Source organism: Moorena sp. SIO3I6 (genome assembly GCF_010672095.1).
Genome location: NZ_JAAHHU010000119.1, coordinates 1 through 19,072 on the forward strand (window position 1 = coordinate 1; position 19,072 = coordinate 19,072).

The window sequence follows — 19,072 nt, forward strand, 5'->3', positions numbered from 1 at the left end:
GGGATGGTCTTGCACCATCATGGTTATCAAGTTGTCATGGTTCAGTTTCCTGACCAGGCGGCTAATCCTCCAAGCTTTTTTTTAGGGCAAGGTTTCTAGCCAACGAATCGCACTCTCCTGAAGCGTTCGGATCAATGATCCAGGTTCCGGTGTGCCCCACCGTACCTAAGGCTCTTTTAAGGATGTTTATTGCGGCATTGTGGTCTCTATCTAACTGGCATCCGCACTTGCAAGTATGGGTTCTAGTTGATAGAGATTTCTTGACCACTTCACCACAGTCAGAGCAGTTCTGGCTAGTATAGGCAGGATTAACCGCAACAGTTATTTTGCCAAACTTGGTGCCGAAATGCTCCAACCATTTCCTAAACTGATACCAACCTGCATCGTTAATAGACTTGGCAAGACAGTGATTCTTAACCAGGTTCTTAACCCTTAAATCTTCATAGGCGACCAGGTCGTTAGACCGGATTACGCAACGTGCGAGTCTCTTCGCATGTTCTTCACGTTGCCTACTTATTTTAAGGTGCTGCCTACCTAGTCTATTCACCGCTTTTTTACGATTGGATGAGCCTTTCTTTTTTCTAGAAACTCTGCGCTGATAGAACTTAATACGCTTTTCTCCCGTCCTGTAAAAACGGGGATTTGATTCAGTCTTTCCAGTAGAATCAGTGTAGAAATCTTTTAGTCCAACATCCAAGCCAATAGCTGCCCCAGTTGGCTCTAATTCTTCCTTGATATCAACTGAAACACAAAACTGGACATAGTACCCATCAGCCCGGCGAACTATACGAACTCGCTTTATTTGCTTCGCGGTCTCGCGCCACAAATCCCATGTACCCTTGAGTTTCAGTTTTCCGATCCCTTTTTTGTCACTAAACGTTATTGACTTCTTGTCAGGGGATAGTTTCCATCCAGACTGTTTATACTCCACTGAGCGGCAGTTTTTCTGAAATCCAGGAAAACCTTTCTTGCCAGGCACTTTCTTTTTACAGTTGTCAAAAAACCTAACAATTGATGACCATGCTCTTTCAGCACTAGACTGTCGAGCTGTAGAGTTCAACTCATTGGCAAAAGGAAATTTTTTAGCAAGTACAGCACTGTACTTATTGAGGTCAAATTTGTTAACCCCTTTATTATCTATCCAATATCTGAGGCAGCTATTCCTGATGAACTGAACCGTCCGAATAGCCTCATCAATAGCGGAGTATTGGTGTTTCTTTCCTTTCGCTTTGAACTCTAAAATGATCATCAGTTTCTTAAAGTTACCGTAAGAATAGTGGAGCCTTAATCAAACAGTTTTAACCCTTTTCGCATAGCCGACCAACCATAAAGGCGACCCTATTCTAAGGCGCGCGTCTCTGACCTCAACTTTTCCTTCCTTTATTCTACATTCAGAATAAGATTCCGGATTTTCCAAGAATATTTTTCTCACGGCGACTAAAGTCGCTGCGAGCCTTCATCCCCGGTTTAAAAACACGGGGTTTTCGGCTTTGGGGATTTTTATAATTAGTTAATCAAGTACACAAAACTTTTCCCTCTTCTGACTTCTCACTTGGGACTTCCCTACTCCCTACTCCCTACTCCCTACTCCCGCGCAACCCAGGGCGTAATATCAAGTCTGGTTGAATACCCATAATTAAGGAGAGGGTGGGGAGGGTGGGAGGTGTGGGGAGGGTGGGAGGTGTGGGGAGATGGGGAGATCGGGAGATTTTTATTAAGGGTAATTATCCTGACATGATATAGCACTACGCATTAAGATGTTTAACATTGTCTTGATGCAGTCGCTCATGGGGGAAACCCCCAAGACCGCGCTGCATCGCTCCTAAACTCGGAAACTTAGTCATAGCTTACTTCTGACTTCTGAGTTCTAACTTCTGACGCTAAGCGTAGCGCTATATAAGTCTCTCACGGAAAGGAACCCCTCGATAGGTTTTTTAGACCGTTTTTGATCCAATGCCTAATTGGGAGATAACTGTGATTTCGGTAGCTGGCTCAAGACATCTTGCTCTTGGTAAGAAATCCCTCGATATTACTTGTTAGACAGCCGTTTAAGAGATTGCTCCGTAATTTGCTGACACCTAGGATGCACGTGGAATTCAGATTCCGGAATCTCTTGCTCCTGATTGAGATTACCAGTAGGTACTTTTGGAGTTGCCAGAGACTCAGATTCTGTCGGATTGTACCAGTATCGGGGGTTTTGAGTGATGATTGGAGTTTCTGAACATGTTTCAGATTTTGACAGTGAATCAGCTAAACCTGATACAGGGAGTTGGTTATGATTTGTGGTTGGTTCACCATCAAGAGTGTCAGGAAATCTCGCTTCCGGTTGGGGGCTATTGATTGGTGAAGCTTCTGCTTCATCGGTTAAACTCACCCCTTGTTGCTCAATCCAAACCGTCAAATAATGGGGATTTTTCAAAATCAAACACAGAGGCTGAGATTGTTCAGATAGTTTAGAAAAACAAAAATTGAACGCTTTTTGGTAAGCATTTGGGGCAATATCTAAACCTCGAGTGAATTGTTTATTTTGGAAAATAATTGTACATTCATCCAACCACTGAATCTCTGGATTACTCTTTTCTTGATCAATTATTAACATTTGGGTAGTTTACTCCCGACTTGATCTATCTTTGGAAATAGCTGGTGAGATTGTGGCAATTTTGCTCTGGAAGTGTCAATAGAAAAATGTAGTCAATTGCGTCGCAGATTTGGCTACATCCTTGACCCAATCTACTGAAAATTTATGTCATTAATCATGGGATTTTGGGCATCAAGCTGCAGTCTTGCCCAATCAATTAACGGTTTCACGCCTATGTGGGTCAAGACAAAGTATTTAGGATGCATTCAATCAATTTATAATCATAACACAAATAAAGTTAATTGTAAACCAAAAAATGTAGCTAATTTGACAATTAACCCAACCTTGATTGTGTCCCCTGTCTTGATGCAATAGCGAGTGGGGAAACCACGGCAATAGCGAGTGGGGAAGGGCTGCGTGGGTCACCTGCGTCCGCACCTTGAAAGCCCCGTGGGAACCCCTTGTTCCCTTGCTGCATCGCTTCCAGAAATCGCTACATTTCTCTCTTGGTCATTGGGTATGTGATCATAATATTCTCCATTCAAATAATTAGTTAATCAAGTACACAAAACTTTTCCCACTTCTGAGTTCCCTACTCCCTACTCCCTACTCCCTACTCCCTACTCCCATTAACCCAGGACGAAAGTCCCTCACGGAATTGAGAACTACTATAAGTCTGTTCGCGTAGGGTGCGCATCGCGCAATTGCCTACAATCAAACTTAATAAGGAACCCCTCGATAGGTTTTTTTAGACCCTTTTTGATCCAATGCCTTAGAATTGGGAGATAACTCCGATTCCGGTAGCTGGCTCAAGATATCTTGGTCCTGGTAATAAATCCCTCGATATTTCTTTTTAGACAGCCGTATAAGAGATTGCTGAGTAATTTGCTGACACCTAGGATGCACGTGGAATTCAGATTCGGTAATTTCTTGCTGCTGATTGAGATTACCAGTAGGTACTTTTGGATGTGCCAGGGAATCAGATTCTGTTGAATTGTAGCAGTATCCGGTGTTTTCAGTAACTATCGAAGCTTCGGAAACTGAAACATCTTCCGGGAGTGAATCAGTTAAAACTGGCCTAGGTAACTGGTTATGATTTCTGGATTGTTCACCATCAAGATGTCTAGGAGTTTCCGCTTCAGATCTAGCTGCTCTTAGTGATAAATAATCAGTGGAGTTAGGTTGAGCACTATTTATTGATAAACTATAACCTTCGTTCGCTAAAGTTACCTCTTTTTGCTCAATCCAAATTGTCAGATAATGCGGATGTTCTAAAACCAAATACAGAGGCGGAGATTCCTCAGATATTTGGCAACAACAAAACTTTAATGCTTTTTGAAAATAATTTGGAGAAATATCAAAACCTCTAGTGAATAGTTTATTTTGGAAAATAATTGTAGATTTATCCAGCCACTCAATCTGTTGAGTGGCTGCTTCTTGAGCAATAATCAACATAACATTTTAAAATTGCTTTACTTGAGTAAACCTGATCTATAGCGTTTCCTAGTAAGCGTAAGGTAAATCTAAATTTTATTTCTTGCTCCGAAGTCCCTACTCCCTGCTCCCTAAAACTAAGGAGGAAAGTACCTCACCCGATGGAGAACTGCTATAGCGTTTCTAAATGATTCGTGAACGCAAAACTAGCTTAAATTATTATTTCAAGATGGTCTTTTGTTCACAAATCAAATTAAAAGCTTATATTTAATCATAAATCATCATTGCATTAATCAGACTATTTTTAATACAAATTACTGATAAATACGCGAATTATTTTAATAAACTATTATGATACCAGAAAGTATATATTGAGACAAAAAATCATTTTTATTAAATTTATATTCCTGAATTTTTAATGAAAAAAAATAACAAGTTTACGTATAATTACGGTAGTGATATTCCCTTTAATATAAGTAGTCGTAGGCAATTAATTTTGACTATGTAAATTCTAAAATATAGAACTGGAAACTTTGAACAGCAAGGAATTGAGGAACTTTAACAAAGTTAACACAGTTAATATAATTTATGTCCAGGTACTTAGTCACTTACTCCTGAACACTAATTTCAATCCACTGATAGAGCCGTTAATTTTGGAAAAACGATCACAAATTTCCGTAGAATTACGGTAGTGACTTAGCAAGCCTTTAATGTAGAAGACACCCTACCTATGAAAAGCAAGCACTTCATCAATCTCCACAAAGCACTTACCGCTCCAGTAGTGCTGGGATTAATGGTTTTCTACCAGAATTTCACCCTTGGTCCATGGGTTTACCTAGCCCTCCATGGGACCTATGGGGTGATGTGGCTACTCAAAGACCGTATCTATCCAGACAAGCAGTGGGAGCAAGAAATACCGATTGGCATCGGAATTCTTGGCTTCGGAATACTAATGCTCTACTGGGTTGCTCCCTTTATTCTGATCAGCAGTGGTTCTCAGCCTCCCTTACCCCTGGTAGCTGCTGCCATTTCCATTAATGTCATAGGAGTCTTTCGACCCTATGCCAGTGATGCCCAGAAATACTATACTCTCAAGTATCGTTCTGGATTAATCAAAGAAGGATTCTTTGCTCGCTGTCGAAATACAAACTACTTGGGAGAAATCCTGACCTACTCTGCTTTTGCCATGCTAGCTCAGCACTGGCTACCCTTTGTGATTCTGGCAGGTTTTATGGCAGGTATATGGATTTCCAATATGCTCAAAAAAGATAAGTCTCTCTCCCGCTATCCAGAGTTTGCTGACTACAAGGCTAATTCTGGACTACTACTACCACAGCTATTTTTACCTACTACTTCCAATCCAAACGATCCAGATTTTGCTTAAAAAACGAGGTAGTCATATATTATAGCATTTCTCAATTCGGTGAAGTACAAACCCCTGGGTTGTAGGGAGTAGGGAGTAGGGAGTAGGCTGACTGCCTGACACATCTTGGAAAATGGCAGTCATCAAGGGGTGCAGTGCTTCGAGCGAATACGAGTAAACCAGATTCGGTCGTAGTAATGCTGCCAGACCCGGTTTACAACAAGCCCTATCCATCGCCCGAACTGGAGATGTACTGGTGGTGTGGCGTTTAGACCGGTTGGGACGCTCACTCAAAGATTTGATTGAGATGGTCGAAACTCTGTCTAACAGAGGCATCGAGCTACAAAGCCTCACAGAAGCCATTGCCACTGACTCCAGTAGTGGTAAACTGATTTTCCATGCTCATATTGAAAACGACTGCATTTAATTCTATAATGCCCTCAAGCCTGGAAGCAAGTTTTGACTAAGCTTAGTTAATTACCAGAAAAGGAGATTTTGTCACGTAATGTTGCAGGTTCTTGACTCTACCCTAAGAGAAGGAGAACAAACTCCTGGTGTTTATTTTTCCCCTGAAACTAAGTTATTAATTGCTCAACTTTTAGATCGAATTGGTATTGATATTATTGAAGTAGGAAATCCTGCTGTTGATCCTGAAATTTGTGAAGCTGTAGCCTTGGTTTATAATGCGGGATTGAATGCTAAGATTGGTGCTCACTCTCTTTGTCGCATCGATCATGTTCAAAAAGCATTAGATTGTAAAATCGATTTTTTGGGTATCTTCCTGAGTGTTGCCAATCACCGTTTAGAGCGTGACTACCAAATTACAATCGAAAATGCCATTGAGCAAGTGGTGGAAGTTATTGGCTATGCCAAAGCACAAAACCCAAACCTATTAATTCGCTATACACCAGAAGATACGACACGTACCTCAATCGAACAAGTTATTGAAGTAGCAAGCGCTGCGGTACAAGCAGGCGCAGATATTATTAGCATCGCAGACACAACAGGATATGCTACTCCATTTAAGAACGATCGCAGTTACTCGTATTTTGTCAAAACTTTGAAGGAAAAACTAGCTGGACAACAGCTATATCCGAAAATTGCTGTTCATTGTCACAATGATAGAGGTTTAGCACTGGCTAATGCTCTTGATGCTTACCAGGCTGGAGCAGACATTATCGATGTAACTGTGATGGGGTTAGGAGAACGTGCTGGTATTGTTGATTTAGCAACATTGTTGGTCAATTTGGGCGAGATGGTTGAATCAGAATTGCCTTGGGAGTTTAACTATCTTAAGGATCTATACCATATTGTGAGTGAATATTCCCATATTTCAATTCCGCCTATTTTACCCATTATGGGAAAAAATGCGTTCACTCACTATGCTGGGGTTCACGTCAAAGCAATTGCTAAAGATCCGATGCTTTACCAAAGTTTAGATATTGCTAGTTTTACAAACAAAAATAACTTAGCTTTAGGAATGCAATCGGGCAGAGCTTCAGTTGAGTTAGCTCTGGAACAAATTGGTCAAGAGGGATTGACCAATAATAGGGTTTTCATGAATTGCATTCTCAATGAGGTTAAAGTGCTGGCTAAACGAGGGACTGGTATTGATATTGACAACGAATTGCCCCACATAGTTAATCAATGTTTTGCTTTTGAGAATTGTGAATAATCTTCTCACTTTGAGTGAAGAATGCTTAGGTCTAGAACAGTTTACTAATAATGCCGTTAAACCAAAAACAAACTGAGTCTATAGAGTCTATAGAGTTGAGCTCTGGGATTAGATACGGATTATCAGCGGTTGATGGCTGGCTGCCGCTTGTTGAACAGCCCTTGTTTATTTTAGTTGGGTTGACGGGAGTCGGTAAAAGTACACTTATCAATGCTTTATCCGATACAGAGCTAAACTTTACGCTGTTTCCTAATCGTCGTACTTTAACTGATAAATTTATTATTCCGACGGTCATGCAGATCGATGGAGCAGAAAAAGAAGATGATATTACCTGCCGTGTTACACGCTTCTCCTATACCCGTCGCTATAAGCAACTTTTTCCTGAGGGAATAGTCCATATTTTGAGCAAATTACAGATTAATCCGTCTCAACTTTGCTTTCCGCTACTTTTTGATGGTTTGCGAGGAAAGCAGGAGGTAAAATACGCAATCAAAATTCTACCAAAAGCTCAGTTTTTAGTTTTGGAAGCTCCTAACTATGTCCGATTGGAACGCCTGTTAACTCGTAGGGATTTGTTTGATCGCATTGCGCAATCTAGCCCAAGAAAATATAATTACAATGAAAATAAAATTAGTAGTTTTGCTGAATTAGGGATACCAGAGGATACCAATCTTTTTGCCCATGAACAAACACAAGAGATCCTAGCCAAAGTGAATAAAGGTTACTTTTCCATACATGACTTACGAGATTGCTTAAAGATTATTGTTGCAGAAAAATGCAACTATAATCCATACGAAACTAGATCCATTTTAGAAGATTTAGCCCCAAGTCGAACTCTGTTCATTAATACAACTGGCTATGCTCCTCACTTGATTGCACAAGAGGTTCAGTGTTTTCTCTCGTCTGGTTGAGGGTATCATCAAGCTAGAGCATCGGTTAAGAAACCGGGTTGCTGAGAATACTGAACCGGCGGGTCTTGGCGTCGGAGGAGAGCGAAAGTTCGTAGGAGAAGAAACTTGGTCAAACAATTTAAGGACTATTTCTCGAAGCAAGCAGATAATTATGCAAACTATAGACCTCATTATCCAGAAGCTTTATTCGAGTATTTAGCTACTCAAGTCACCGAATGTAAAGCTGCTTGGGATTGTGCAACTGGTAATGGTCAAGTAGCCTTGGGATTAACATCTTATTTTCAAAAAATTTATGCTACAGATGCTAGCGAAAAGCAAATTAGTTATGCATTTCATCATGATAAGATTAAATATTCTTTGGCAGTTGCAGAAAAAGTTGGGCTAGCGAATCAATCTATAGATTTAATAACTGTTGCCGAAGCAGTTCATTGGTTTAATATGGAACAATTTTATCAGGAAGTTCAGCGGATTTCTAAGCCTGGAGGAATTATTGCTATCTGGGGATACTGGTATTTTCATTTGCTCCGAGAAGAAGAACATTTGAAGCAAATGTTGAGAGATTTTTTTACTACTGTCTTTGACAAGTTTGGAGCTGAAGAAATAAAACTACTTATTCAAAAGTATCAAACCATTCCTTTCCCTTTTGCTGAGTTAAAAACACCTCTTTTCACAATGGAATGCCAATGGAACATGGAAGAATTCCTTGGATATTTGAATAGTGTGTCTGCTGTTCAAAAAATGATTTATGTTCAATCCCACGAACCAATGTTAGAATTCTCCAAGCGTCTAGTCAAGGCTTGGGGCGATCCCGAGAGGAAAATTTTATTTCAATGGCCATTACACATGAGAGTTGGTCGGATAAATTAAAATTTCTGTCGGTGCCCGATAAATATTAGAGTTGTTGGGAAATAAGTGCGATCGCATACTCCTCACCCCGCTTAACAATATCCCAACTGGGACAATCTGACTTGTACTGCTCATAGGGATAAACCAATCCCAAGTGAACAAGACGGCTTTGAACTAAACCGCCGCTGTTCCACACCTCAGCAACAGAACGACCATAACGGTCGGTGGTGATGATGCTGACTGCCTGACACATCTTGGAAAATGGCAGTGATCAAGGGGTGCAGTGCTTCGAGGGAATACGAGTAAACCAGATTCGGTCGTAGTAATGCTGCTCAGCCTTCAAAGAAGCAAAGCTTGGTTGCGGGTCGCGGGGTAACTTGAACACAGGGGTTAACAATTGGCGTCCAATGTTCGTGAACCCCCTTGAGCCAGCGTAGACCTATTTTGAGATAACTGATACCTCGCCGCCAATGGGGATTGACCTTTGGTCACGCTACGCGAACAACTTGTTGACGCAAGCGGTGCAAGTTGTACGGCCAGACAAAGAGTAGTGCTGTTTTGGAGAGCTACAGCTCCTAGTCCGAGTGCGGGCATAAGCTGAGCTTTTAAAGATCCCGTTCTTGTAGGCTTTCGAGCACTTCTGTCAGGCAGTCAGGGGAGTAGGGAGTAGACGTTAGGAATTAAATACAAAAACCATTAACCTAACACCTTTCTATCTAAAATACTGGTGAATGGAATCCCAAGCACCAATTTAAGATATGATGACGAAACCATCTAAGCAGTGTTTTTACCTAAGATGGCGATTTTTAATTATCGTCCTTTTACTGCTAGGAATCTTCTTCCGCTGCTTCAATCTAAACCATAAAATCTACTGGCACGATGAGGTTTATACTTCAATTCGGAGTTCTGGCTATACGGGATATGAAGTAATTAAGGAAGTTTTTGATGGTAGGGTGATTGGTGTTGAAGACTTACAAACGTATCAGCATCCCAATCCTGAAAAAGACTTAGGGGATACTATTAATGCCTTAGCTAAAAACCCAGAACATCCACCCCTCTATTATTTAATGGCGCGGTTTTGGCGGCAGCTACTTGGTGCTGCTGTCAATAACCCTAGGGGTTTATCTGTTCTGTTTAGCCTGCTGGTTTTTCCAGCTATCTATTGGCTGTGCTTAGAATTATTTGAATCCCCTCTAGTGGGATGGGTAGCTGTGGCACTTTTAGCGGTATCTCCCTTTCATGTGCTCTACGCTCAAGAAGCACGGGAATATAGTCTATGGACATTGACTATTATCTTATCTTGCGCGTCTCTGTTGCGAGCTATCCGCAAAACTAAGGATAGTAGAAAAGTAACAGGCTACATCTGGTCATGGGTAATCTATGGTGTCACATTGGCACTTAGTCTTTACACCTTTCTCTTTTCTATATTTGTTGCCATTGGACATGGAATTTATGTCTTTATTATAGAACGGTTTCGCTTTAATAAAACTATTTTTGCTTATTTGATAGCATCTGGCACAGGGTTTCTAGCCTTTTCCCCTTGGTTAGTTGTAGTGGTTACTAACTTAGCTGTCATTCAGCATAAAACCCATTGGACAACAATTCAAGTCCCTTTATCATTTTTGGTAAAAATCTGGGGGATAAACCTCAGTTTGATATTTTTTGATATTGGAATACCACTGGAGCATCCATTTACCTATATAATCCCACCAATTTTAGTTAGTTTTGTCGGATATGCAATTTATTTTATCTGTCGTTATACTACCCAGCGAGTTTGGTTACTGGTTTTAACCTTAATCGTTATTACTGCATTAGCTTTAATCTTACCGGACTTAATTTGGGGAGGACGACGTTCAGTAAGTAGTCGGTATTTTATACCTTGCTATATCGGAGTACAGCTGGCTGTTGCTTATGTAATTAGTATGTATATAACTGGGTATCTATCCAGGGCTACTTTAATAAAGGCTAATTTAAGAATACAGAAAGTCTGGAAAGGAATAGTAGCTGTGCTGCTTACAGGGGGAGTTATCTCTTGTGCTATTAGTTCCCAAACAGAAATCTGGTGGAACAAGCAAGTTGGGGGTAACAATCCTACCATCGCTAGAATAATTAATCAAGCTGAGCGACCTCTGGTAATTAGCAATGTTTCTTCAGTGAATCCTGGGGATGTTATTTCTCTTAGTTATTTATTAAATCCTCAGGTAAAATTTCAGTTAGTCATTCCCCCTAATATTCCCGATATTCCTCAAGGTTTTAGTGATGTATTTCTCTTTTATCCCTCTGATCATTTGCAACAGGGACTTGAGGACAAGTATAGTACTAAAATAGAGTGGTTTGATGAGTCGAAGGTTAAGCCCCTCGGAAAGTTAAGGCTTTAAGAGACTGTTGGTTAAACTTTGCTTAAATCCTGGTGTAGGGTGGGTTAGGCGGCGAGTAGGTGGTAGGGGGTGTAGGGTGAGCCACAAAATATACTCCAATGTTGCACGCACTGTAAGCTAGAGCCAGTAAGGATTACAGTTAACTTTACCACTGATTCAATAGTCGCGTCCCGAGCGTAACACAACAAAAGGTTAATTCTGTAAAATAAGTAGCCATAACTTAGTTTTGTGGATCGATAAATTTTCTATCAATATATTCTTTAAAAGTTGTCCAAGAAGTTTGATTCGGACGTTCATCGTCGAGGGATGGAGGAGAACTAAACAGAGGATAATTTGTTTCTATTTCCTGCTGAAAAAACAGGGGTAAATCATCCCAACTCTTTAAACGCAATCCCGCCCCTGTAAAAATCAGCACCCCAGGGCGGTCGCCCATTTCCATCCACGGTAGCCATTTAGAAATACGAGTCCAAGAAATATTAACTTGTTCTACAGCATTATTAGTTCTAGGCATAAGTTGTGAAGCGGGAAGAAAGTAGTTGAATATTTCCATAGCATGATACGTTCCACCAATATAATTTTGGTAATCTCCTCCCAAGGCATTGGGATAAAATAAGGGAATGACAAAATTAAGGATAACTGTACCATTTTCAACCAGACCATTGAACTTAGTTTGATCAGGAAATCGAGGTTTTCCATTGACCGGATCGTTGGCTACATGAAAGACTTTAACTTCTCGACTTAACCAAGGGTTAGACCAAGTTGATAAAATCTCATTTGTTTCTGGGTCAAGGTATAACATGACTTCTCTGGAAACTAAGCGATAACCCACATTTTCATCCTCATCGGTCACCCTACCACAGGCTCGAATATTCATTCCTTGTATATTGAACAAATGACGATCTTTTTCCCCTGGAATCCGACTATAAACCTGACCTTTCCACCAGTAAATCACCGGTTTTCCATCTGTTAAAGAGCAAAAAATTTTCCGATAAGCGGTGAGGGCATCTTTTGGTTCATTTAAGTCAAGGGATTTGGTTTGAGCAAAAATGGATTGTTTCCCGAAGTAATTAATGCCACACACCAGCAGTAAAACCATTAAATATTGAGCCCAATTTTTCATCTGACTTCACGGGAGTAGGTAAACCGCGTCTCTCTTGGTGCGCGTTCGGTGTGGGCGTTGGAACCTCGCGCCGGGGTCGCACCGCTTTTTAAAGCGCGGAGGAACTAGGAAACGTTCGCGGAGCATCGATCTAAGGGTCGGTTAACGCTACAGGTCGGTCAACCCTTGCCCGTTCGAGGTACTACTATGGGTTCCCTCAGAGCGCGTTTTCTAGTGAGGAAAACGTCAGGCTCCACTTGTTTTAAAATTGATCTGTTTTTGCTGCCTCAGCTTTTTAAGCTATGTAGTCCAGCAAATTCTTCTCTATTCTACTACAGTAGAGAGGCGCGAAAGTTCCAAAAAATTAGAATTAATTCCTGTCTCGCGTTCAACGACCGGTCTCCTATCGGGTGAGACTTGGGCTTGGTGCGGGTTGAATGCTAAAACTGTGAATCGACCTGCCAAGGAAATGTGCTTTGCGCGATCGCCCCTTTTTGATCAGAGGATAAACGCGATCGCTACCCGCTGATTGAGAGCGCGAGCGATTTTTTGCAACATAGAAAGGGAATGTCCCTCATAATCAGCATCTTCGAGTCGTGCAATCACAGGCTGCTTTGTACCCACAAGTTCTGCAAGCTGTTTCTGGGTTAACCCCGCTTTTGTTCTGGCTTCATAAATCAACTGTGCCACCTCTGCATTTATAGAGGCTTCTGCTACCATTGCCTCCATCTCGGGGTCGGTACGAATTTTCTTGTTAAGAATTTTAATCGCATCAGAAGTCTTAGTCATTTTCTTCCTCCTCTACATAGGTATGAACATGTGCGTTTTCTTAAAATAAACCCTTTCTCAAGAGTGCCCGTTCAATATCAATTTACTCAATCACTATAGGTAGGATTGTTGGTAATCATTCAGCTAATGGGCTACGCGCACGCTACGCTAACAGCTATCAGCTTATGGGCTACACCGAACAGCTTATGGGCTAGCTCCCAGCGTCGAAGCCTGTGCCACGCACGCTACTTGAGGTGCCATTGGTCGTAGGCCAGGGTAAGGGAACAGCTTTTGAATAAAATAAGCTGACGGCTGACGGCTGACGGCTGAATGCTTACGATTGTTGTAGCTAATTGATCTGAACACTCAGCAATCACCACTATGAAAAGACGCTTTAGAGATCCAGTAATTTTAGGACTAATTTGGCTAGGGAGTGGATTTTGCGATCGCATTTGGTTTGCCCTAGATCACTCTGTCCCAGCTTGGGACCAGGCGGATTATTTGACTGGTTCCTTGAATTACTGGCAGGCGTTGCAGCATCCTCAGTGGTTCTCTGGGGAGTGGTGGAGCAGTTTTTGGGCAATTTCCTCAAAAGTGCCGCCATTGACTTATATTATTGCCGCAATGGTTCAGCAGCTGTTTGGAACAGGAGCAGAACTAGCTACGATAGCGCTAGTTTTATGTAGTGGAGTGTTAATTGCTTCAGTTTATGGATTAGGGCTGGTGTTATTTAACCGCCGGGTAGGGTTATGGGCTGCTGGTTTAGTCATGTTGTTACCAGGACTATATCGCTACCGTTTAGAATTTTTGCTGGATTATCCATTAACCACAGTAGTCAGTTTGTGTTTTTGGTCTCTGACAGTGTGGTGGAGTTTGGGAAGGGCAAAGACACCCTTATCCCGAACCACAGTAAGACAAGGATGGTTGTGGGGGTTGGGGTTTGGGGTTTGTTTAGGATTAGCGTTGCTAGTTAAGCAAACAGCCTTATTTTTTCTATTCGTGCCAATCGCTTGGGCTGGGATAAGGGTTCTGTGGCAGAGGCAATGGCAAAGGTTAGCTCAGTTAATCGGGGGTTTGCTGGTATCAGTTTTGCTATTTGGTCCATGGTACCGGATTAATTGGTTGTTGATATTAACCTCTGGGAAGCGAGCAACCATTGATTCCGCGATCGCAGAAGGAGACCCAGCCCTCAATACCCTTGACGCCTGGGTTTACTACTGGAAAATCTTACCTTACCTGATCTCTTGGCCGCTGTTGTTAATACCGATAGTAGGACTATTAATTTATGGGCTCAAGTATGGGCTCAAGCAATCCGCGATCGCAAAACCGAACAATCTCCCATCCCCCCATCCCCCCATCTGGTCACTAACCTGGCTAGGAGTCTTCATAGTGGGTGGTTATCTATTGTGTTCATTGAATATTAATAAAGATGCTCGCTATATCTTGCCATTAGTTCCAGTGCTATCACTGTTTCTGGCTTATGGCTTAACCTGCTGGACTAATCGTTGGGGTAAACCGATGCGTTGGAGCACGGTAGGGCTAGCAACTCTACTGATGATGTTGAATCTATTTCCATTAGGAGGTAGGGGATTGACTCAATTACTTAGTCCCCGTGTAGAACATTTTCCCTACTTAGGACAGCCATGGCCTCATCGAAAGGTAATTGCTGAAATCATCAAGACTCAACCTTACTTGCGCTCTAACTTAGGAGTATTACCCTCAACCCCAGACATTAACCAACACAACTTCAATTACTATGGTGCATTAGCCAATTTCCAAGTATACGGGCGTCAAGTGGGAACCCAAGCCAAACAAGTGAAACAGGATATGCGATCGCTTTCTTGGTTCCTAACTAAAACTGGTGCCCAAGGGTCAATCCCAGAATCCCAAGCAGCTATTGTTCAGGAAGTTGAGCAAGGGTCAGAGTTTGAGCTACACCAGACTTGGGACTTACCCGATGCTAGCCAACTGAAACTCTATCACAAGCAGCAGCCACCAATAGCCGTAAAACCATTATCGATAAAGCCTGTGGGTGAGCAATCATCCATCAAACCCACTAATTTCAATGGCAATGCTTCCCTGGCCAAAAGGCCACGCTACGCGAACAGCAATACTCTCAGCTCAAGCCCCAGAGTTAAATTAGACCAAGTCACCGTACCAGAAACATCTCCTGCTGGAGTACCTATACCAGTAACTTATCAGTGGACTGGTTCTTGGGAGCAATTACAATCTGGCATCGTTATCCTAACCTGGCAACCCGTAGAGTTGAAGGTTGGCCAGTTGAAGGTTGGCCAGTTGAAGGTTGACCAGTTGAAGGTTGACCAGTTGAAGGTTGGCCAGTTGAAGGTTGGCCAGTTGAAGGTTAACAAGTTGAAGGTTGGCCAGTTGTTGAAGGTTGACCCGTTGAAGGTTGACCCGTTGAAGGTTGTTCGCGAAGCGTGGCCTTTTGGCCAAGGTTCAACCGATACTAACCTGCAACCTACCCTTCGGGAACGCCAAAGGCGAACAACCGATACTAACCTTCAACCAAACAACCTTCAACCTTCAACCGATACTAACCTTCAACCAAACAACCTTCAACCTTCAACCGATACTAACCTTCAACCTTCAACCGATACTAACCTTCAACCTTCAACCGATACTAACCTTCAACCTTCAACCCACGGATGGTTACACGACCATGGTATTGGCATGGGAGAACTACACTCTTCCCAATTACCACCTGCCAATTCCCAATTTCAAGTCATTGAACGGATGGCGATGTTTCCCCCAGCAGATATCCCAGCTGGAAGCTACACCCTCAAAGCAACTTACCTGAATCGGCAAACTGGCGAAACCTATCCGATACAAGTACCAACGGTTACCTTGACCATCGATCCAGCAGCTACCCCCATAGCTGCACCAGAACTAGATTTAATCACCCAAATGCGGATATTATCCACTAATTTACCTAAAGGACTCAATGGCCTAGAACCGGTGTTTGAAGAAACTGCCCGCATTAACCAGTACGATCCGATTCAGGACTACTTAGAACAAGCAGATTTAGCATTAAGCTATCGGCTGGAATCAGAACCGAATAACCTAGACTGGGCCTATGCTCTGGCCTTGAGTAGGGTATTGCAGCAAGATGTAGAAGGTGCGATCGCAGCATTAAAGCGAGTCACCCAACTTGACCCCCAAAATCCCTATGCTCACGCTTATCTTGCCTTTGTTTATCTCTATGATTGGGATGGAAAAGATGGGGAAAATGCCCTGAAACCTGCCCTTAAAATCAATCCGACTATTCCCGAACTACAAGCCCTATCTGGTATAGCTGCCTTGATGCAAGGTAATGTGTTCAAAGCTTGGAGTGTTATTCAGGGATTAGAACTTTAAAGCGATGGCTTTTCGGCCACGCTACGGGAACGCTAATATTATTTCATTGTGAATAAATTGTGAATATATGTCTCAATAAGACTATTTTTTTTTAGTCTTCGTGTTCTTTGCGTCTTTGCGGTTACTCATACCAATTTACAATCACGCTTAATATTTCGAAATCAAAATTTATAGATTTATTTTTATAGTTTCAGTATTTTTATTGAGGTAATTTAATTCAATTGCCTCAAAAATTTAAGTAAAGTTTATTTTTTAAACTAGGTTAGTTGATGTTGAATAAACTAACCGGCAACTAAATTTTAATGTGTGAAAACAAACAATTTCATGAAAGCAAACTTCAAAAATAAACAACCTCTTGATTTACTCAAACTGACACAAAACCTATCAGTAGCCATTCTAGGGTCTGTTTTGAGTTTCGCCGCGATTGAAGTTGCTAACCCAGCACGCTCTGACGCTTTTGTAATTTTTAACCGGTCTGGTAGCACACTCGGAGGCGGCTCCCGATGGGATGCAGCTCCAAGGACTATCCAAGGACAAAATCGTTCCTTGGACGGCGGATTGCGATACTCACTACAGGGCGGTTCCTATCAAGCTTACCGAGATTTATTCACCTGGGATATTCTTCCTAGTGTCAACGAGTTTCAAAATGCCATTGAGGCTGCGTTCAACGCCTGGACTGTAGTTGACCCAGTTTCTGGCTTAGGTACCGATTTGTCATTTGTAGCAGATTTAGAGACACCAGTAGTAGGTACCGGTAGAGGAGGCGTTAACCGATATGGTGCCGAAATTGACCTGTTGGCATCGACAGATGCAACTTTCTGGAATCCTGGAAATACCTCACCCCAAGGTGAATCGTTTTTCTATTACATCAACGATACCGTAACTCTCACCTCTGGAACGGAAAATTACGCAGGCTCAAGCGCCATTATCGGAGCAGATATCACCTTCAACAATAATGCCGGAACAGTATATACCCTCGACTTTTTTAGGCGATTGTTGACCCACGAGATCGGTCATGCCATTGGATTAGGGGACATCGAAGGAGACATCAGTGCTAATAGATTTATCGACGACAACTATGATGGCAGTACTAGCGCCACAGCTCTAGCTACATTGAGCAACCCGATCGCCCAACTAATCGATCCCCTCAATCCAGCCGCTTCACCATTTTCATTATTTACCAAAAAAATTGGGTTTAAAGCCCCGTCCTTCGTTCGACGGCAATTCTAAGAGACAATGGGATTGAAAGTTGGCACCTTGTGTGCTACTATAAAAGTATAATCAATAAACTTTTGTAGTAGCTAGATACTATCTAAACATAAGTAGGCAACGTAAAAAATATGTAGAGCGTACATATTGCGTAATTGGGTCTAACGACTTAAATGTTTATGAAAGATTTAGATAAAAAAGTATCTAGTTAAATAGATTTTGAAAAGGTACGGTGGGGCACACCGGAACCCTGGTATTAAACCAAAACGCTTTGGGAGATCTGTCCTCTACTCTTCCTGGTTCCGGCTGGCCCACGCAAGTCGGGTCGTTGAACAAAGAATCCCCGCGTCTTTAGACCGGGGAGTGTCAAAGTTCCAGATCAGGATCCGGGTGTTGACACCCCAGGCGTAGATATTCTCATGGAATCCCGGGGACTAGGCATAGCTCCAGGCAACCCAGTCACCAACCTCAGCCCATTGGTTAATGATGACTACGCTGGTCGCCAGTTCTTGTATCCAGTGTTATCTGAGGTTAGCCCCTCTGAGGCTAGTGTTAATGAACCTACTGCTACATTAGGTTTACTAGCCCTTGGTATTATAGGAGCACGTTTGAGTACTCAAGGGAAAAAAGCAAGCAACAGAGAGTAGATACAGCTACCAGCTCAGCTATTTACACGAAATAGACAGACACAGACACAGGTAGTGGTGCTGAAGTCCTACCTTTTCCCAAAAAAATCTAGACTTCAAGTCTTTCTTTGGGATATAATCAGAAACTGGTGCTTTTAGGCAAAAACCATGAATGCTCAAGAAATCATTCGTTCCCTTGAAGCGGAACAACTAAAGGAAAACGTCCCTACCATCTATGTCGGTGACACCGTGCGGGTGGGGGTACGGATTAAAGAAGGTAATAAGGAACGGATTCAACCCTATGAAGGCACTGTGATTGCCATGCGCAATGGTGGCATTAATGAAACGATTACAGTACGCCGGATTTTCCAAGGGATTGGTGTGGAACGGGTTTTTCTACTCCATTCTCCAAAAATTGCTAATATTAAAGTAATCCGTCGAGGCAAGGTGCGTCGAGCCAAGCTATACTACTTACGCGATCGCGTTGGTAAAGCTACTCGCATCAAACAACGCTTTGACCGTAGTTTATAGCCTTTTTTTGGTTTAGCATCAGGTTGGTGTAAATGGCAAAATTAGGGTAAACTTAGAAAAGCGAGAGGCTAGCCACTGTTGACGATTTTATCCAAATATCTTGCAGTATCTACAAAAATATGTTAGACTTTGATTATGAATCTAGTGTCAAAGAAAACATTCTGGTTCCTTGAATTGAAGCCGAAAACCAAAGCAAACCATGATAGTGGTTGCGTTTTCTATTAAACACAGATTTATGCGCCTTGAGCGGAACAAAACCTATCTTGGCCTTGGGAGATA

The 19,072-nt window shown here is 42.1% G+C and carries 17 protein-coding genes and 3 pseudogenes; 12 read left to right on the forward strand and 8 right to left on the reverse strand.

Going from position 1 to position 19,072, the window contains the following annotated elements; genetic code table 11:
• Positions 1-61 precede the first annotated feature (61 nt).
• From F6K49_RS25885 to F6K49_RS25895, 3 genes are all read right to left on the reverse strand, one after another.
• A complete protein-coding gene (locus F6K49_RS25885) occupies positions 62-1,249 on the reverse strand; it encodes an RNA-guided endonuclease TnpB family protein (RefSeq protein WP_293101235.1) in 1,188 nt (395 codons plus the stop codon).
• Between the two features lie 780 nt (positions 1,250-2,029).
• Positions 2,030-2,599 (reverse strand): hypothetical protein, encoded by a 570-nt coding sequence (locus F6K49_RS25890; RefSeq protein ID WP_293101238.1) that lies wholly within the window; start codon positions 2,597-2,599, stop codon positions 2,030-2,032.
• Between the two features lie 699 nt (positions 2,600-3,298).
• Positions 3,299-4,033, reverse strand: a complete 735-nt coding sequence (locus tag F6K49_RS25895; RefSeq protein ID WP_293101241.1) for a hypothetical protein — start codon at positions 4,031-4,033, stop codon at positions 3,299-3,301.
• A 709-nt stretch (positions 4,034-4,742) separates the two neighbouring features.
• Here F6K49_RS25895 and F6K49_RS25900 point away from each other — a divergent pair.
• From F6K49_RS25900 to F6K49_RS25920, 5 genes and pseudogenes are all read left to right on the forward strand, one after another.
• Positions 4,743-5,396, forward strand: coding sequence for a DUF1295 domain-containing protein (locus F6K49_RS25900; RefSeq protein WP_293101244.1), 654 nt, complete (start codon positions 4,743-4,745; stop codon positions 5,394-5,396).
• 181 nt (positions 5,397-5,577) lie between these two features.
• Positions 5,578-5,802: pseudogene (locus F6K49_RS25905) on the forward strand (recombinase family protein); the annotation flags it as partial.
• Positions 5,803-5,880: 78 nt separating this feature from the next.
• On the forward strand, positions 5,881-7,050 hold the full coding sequence (locus F6K49_RS25910; protein WP_293101247.1) for a 2-isopropylmalate synthase: 1,170 nt from the start codon (positions 5,881-5,883) through the stop codon (positions 7,048-7,050).
• Between the two features lie 50 nt (positions 7,051-7,100).
• The gene (locus tag F6K49_RS25915) at positions 7,101-7,961 is read left to right on the forward strand and encodes an AAA family ATPase (RefSeq protein ID WP_293101250.1); all 861 of its coding nucleotides are present in this window, start codon (positions 7,101-7,103) and stop codon (positions 7,959-7,961) included.
• Between the two features lie 105 nt (positions 7,962-8,066).
• On the forward strand, positions 8,067-8,828 hold the full coding sequence (locus F6K49_RS25920) for a class I SAM-dependent methyltransferase (RefSeq protein WP_293101253.1): 762 nt from the start codon (positions 8,067-8,069) through the stop codon (positions 8,826-8,828).
• Between the two features lie 25 nt (positions 8,829-8,853).
• Here F6K49_RS25920 and F6K49_RS25925 read toward each other — a convergent pair whose 3' ends face one another.
• Entirely contained in the window at positions 8,854-9,060 is a 207-nt protein-coding gene (locus F6K49_RS25925) for a thermonuclease family protein (protein WP_075901792.1), read from the reverse strand.
• A gap of 505 nt (positions 9,061-9,565) precedes the next feature.
• Between F6K49_RS25925 and F6K49_RS25930 the strand changes: the two genes are divergently transcribed.
• Positions 9,566-11,185 (forward strand): glycosyltransferase family 39 protein, encoded by a 1,620-nt coding sequence (locus tag F6K49_RS25930; protein WP_293101257.1) that lies wholly within the window; start codon positions 9,566-9,568, stop codon positions 11,183-11,185.
• A 220-nt stretch (positions 11,186-11,405) separates the two neighbouring features.
• On the opposite strand, the gene F6K49_RS25935 is transcribed toward F6K49_RS25930, so the two are convergent.
• From F6K49_RS25935 to F6K49_RS25945, 3 genes are all read right to left on the reverse strand, one after another.
• A complete protein-coding gene (locus F6K49_RS25935) occupies positions 11,406-12,305 on the reverse strand; it encodes a DUF1838 family protein (RefSeq protein ID WP_293101260.1) in 900 nt (299 codons plus the stop codon).
• 477 nt (positions 12,306-12,782) lie between these two features.
• Positions 12,783-13,073, reverse strand: a complete 291-nt coding sequence (locus tag F6K49_RS25940; protein WP_293101262.1) for a helix-turn-helix transcriptional regulator — start codon at positions 13,071-13,073, stop codon at positions 12,783-12,785.
• Between the two features lie 183 nt (positions 13,074-13,256).
• Complete coding sequence (locus F6K49_RS25945) at positions 13,257-13,418, reverse strand: hypothetical protein (RefSeq protein ID WP_293101266.1); 162 nt, start codon at positions 13,416-13,418, stop codon at positions 13,257-13,259.
• A 15-nt stretch (positions 13,419-13,433) separates the two neighbouring features.
• Here F6K49_RS25945 and F6K49_RS53565 point away from each other — a divergent pair.
• Positions 13,434-14,147, forward strand: a pseudogene (locus F6K49_RS53565) (phospholipid carrier-dependent glycosyltransferase); the annotation flags it as partial.
• A 1,149-nt stretch (positions 14,148-15,296) separates the two neighbouring features.
• On the opposite strand, the gene F6K49_RS53570 reads toward F6K49_RS53565, so the two are convergent.
• Positions 15,297-15,506 (reverse strand): pentapeptide repeat-containing protein, encoded by a 210-nt coding sequence (locus tag F6K49_RS53570; protein ID WP_366514229.1) that lies wholly within the window; start codon positions 15,504-15,506, stop codon positions 15,297-15,299.
• Between the two features lie 471 nt (positions 15,507-15,977).
• Between F6K49_RS53570 and F6K49_RS53575 the strand changes: the two genes are divergently transcribed.
• From F6K49_RS53575 to rplS, 5 genes and pseudogenes are all read left to right on the forward strand, one after another.
• Positions 15,978-16,427: a tetratricopeptide repeat protein gene (locus tag F6K49_RS53575; protein WP_366514230.1), complete on the forward strand. Its 450-nt coding sequence runs from the start codon at positions 15,978-15,980 to the stop codon at positions 16,425-16,427.
• 324 nt (positions 16,428-16,751) lie between these two features.
• A complete protein-coding gene (locus F6K49_RS25955; RefSeq protein WP_293101273.1) occupies positions 16,752-17,657 on the forward strand; it encodes a hypothetical protein in 906 nt (301 codons plus the stop codon).
• 205 nt (positions 17,658-17,862) lie between these two features.
• Positions 17,863-17,991: pseudogene (locus tag F6K49_RS25960) on the forward strand (RNA-guided endonuclease TnpB family protein); the annotation flags it as partial.
• A 64-nt stretch (positions 17,992-18,055) separates the two neighbouring features.
• Complete coding sequence (locus F6K49_RS25965) at positions 18,056-18,283, forward strand: hypothetical protein (RefSeq protein WP_293101276.1); 228 nt, start codon at positions 18,056-18,058, stop codon at positions 18,281-18,283.
• Positions 18,284-18,430: 147 nt separating this feature from the next.
• A complete protein-coding gene (rplS, locus tag F6K49_RS25970; protein ID WP_071105458.1) occupies positions 18,431-18,793 on the forward strand; it encodes a 50S ribosomal protein L19 in 363 nt (120 codons plus the stop codon).
• The last annotated feature ends 279 nt before the right edge of the window (positions 18,794-19,072 follow it).